This is a genomic window from Sutterella sp., from assembly GCF_052272535.1.
GTDB lineage: Bacteria > Pseudomonadota > Gammaproteobacteria > Burkholderiales > Burkholderiaceae_F > Sutterella.
This window is the reverse complement of the sequence record NZ_DAVZJY010000356.1, coordinates 1-1,491: the sequence shown is the minus strand read 5'-3', so window position 1 is coordinate 1,491 and position 1,491 is coordinate 1. Positions and strand designations below refer to the sequence as shown.

The 1,491-nt window shown below is 68.5% G+C and carries 1 protein-coding gene and 1 pseudogene; both read right to left on the bottom strand.

Annotation, left to right across the window (positions count from 1 at the left end; all coding sequences use genetic code 11):
* A pseudogene (locus ACT6Y9_RS10940) lies at positions 1-209 on the bottom strand (acetyl-CoA carboxylase biotin carboxyl carrier protein); the annotation flags it as partial.
* A 367-nt stretch (positions 210-576) separates the two neighbouring features.
* The gene (locus ACT6Y9_RS10935) at positions 577-1,209 is read right to left on the bottom strand and encodes a hypothetical protein (RefSeq protein WP_443744552.1); all 633 of its coding nucleotides are present in this window, start codon (positions 1,207-1,209) and stop codon (positions 577-579) included.
* Positions 1,210-1,491: the final 282 nt, after the last annotated feature.

Below are 1,491 nucleotides of genomic sequence, written 5' to 3'. Positions count from 1 at the left end.
GCGGCAGCGGGGGCTGCGGCCGGAGCGGCCTGCACGACCGGGGCCGCGGCGGGCTGCGGCGCGATGGCGATCGTGTTCTGCACGGGCTGCGCGGGGGTGTTCGTGCGGTTGACGATGCGCACGCGGTCTTCGCCTTCGGTGATTTCCAGTTCGGCCACGCCGCTTTCGCTCACGAGGTCAATCAGTGTCTTGAGTTTACGCAGATCCATGTTTTTGATCGATTGGGTTGCTTATGGGACGTGCCGGCGGCCGACGGAAGGCGTCACGGCGTGCCGTTGCCGCTCCTTCACGGAAGCTCGACGGGCCGGAGTTCAACGGGCCGCGCGGTGCGTCGGGGAACGACGAAGGGCCGCAAAACGCGGCCAAATCGCCCCAACGGGGACACATCGGAGGACAAGTCAGCGCAATTCTCAACCGCCCGGGGCCCCTTGTCAAAGGTTTTTTCCCGCCCTTCGGGCGCGTTCTTCGGCGAAATTGCACGGAAACGAACGGAAAATCGAGGTTTTCACGCCGACCTCACCATTTTGGTCCCCTCAGTCTATTGACGGGGCTCCGCTTCGGGATGCCCTCTATGGGCTAATCCTTCATTCCGGACGGATGAAGGGCGGCGAATTCGAGGAGCTCCGAGAGGCCCGCCGCATCCAGGGCGCCCGCGGCTTCGAGCGGGTGCTGCCATTCGTCGGGGCGTGCGGCGGCGGGGAGCGCCCAATGGGGCGCGACGACGCGGATGAGGACGGGCTCGTTCGCCGACGAGCTCGCGAGCGTGGCGGTGAGCGCGCCGCGTTTGGCGGCCGCGCGCGCGAAGGCCGTGGGGTAGGCGCCGTCGAAGGGATCGGCCGGGAGCCCGGCATTGAGGAGCGCGATCGCCGCCTCCTTCTCCGACTCCGCGCGCAGGGCGAGCTCCACGACGGAATCCTCCGTTGCGCACCCCGAGAGAACGACTCCCGTGAGGCACAGGTCAAGCCCGCGGGCGCGCCGCATGAAGGCGAGCGCCGCACGGCGCTTTTCGCGGAGCGTGCGCGCGTGCGCCTCGGGCGCGAAGAGCGCGTACCAGCGGCGGATCTCGCGCGCGACCGCGCTCTCCGGGGGATTTGCGCCCGTCTCGCGCCGGGCGGTCTCGAAGGCCGAGCGCCAGGTGTGGGATTCGCCGGCGATGAGCTTCGCGGCGATCGCGGCGGCGCGCGTCTCCGTACGGGTTTCCTGCGGCATGAGCCTTCTCCGGTTGCGTTTCGGGGGAGGGGACTTCCCGGGCCCCGGGACCCGGAGAAGTGTATCCGTCTCTGTGAGGGGCGCATCGCGAGGGCAGGGCGAACGCATGAAGAATAGGTTGCATTGCCGCCGTGAGCTCGGGAGGATCAGCCAAGGGCGCTGACGCGCCCATGACTTCTCCTCCCAAGCCCAAGGCTGTTCCTTGTGGGGGCGCGTCAAGGCCGCTCCGCCAATGAACGGCCTCCTCCCCGACGCTGCGCGTCGGGTCCCCTCCATTAAATG

What these genes read in the sequence shown, in the direction of transcription:
- ACT6Y9_RS10935 (WP_443744552.1), bottom strand. Translation starts at nt 1,209, where the DNA reads ATGCCGCAGGAAACCCGTACGGAGACGCGCGCCGCCGCGATCGCCGCG.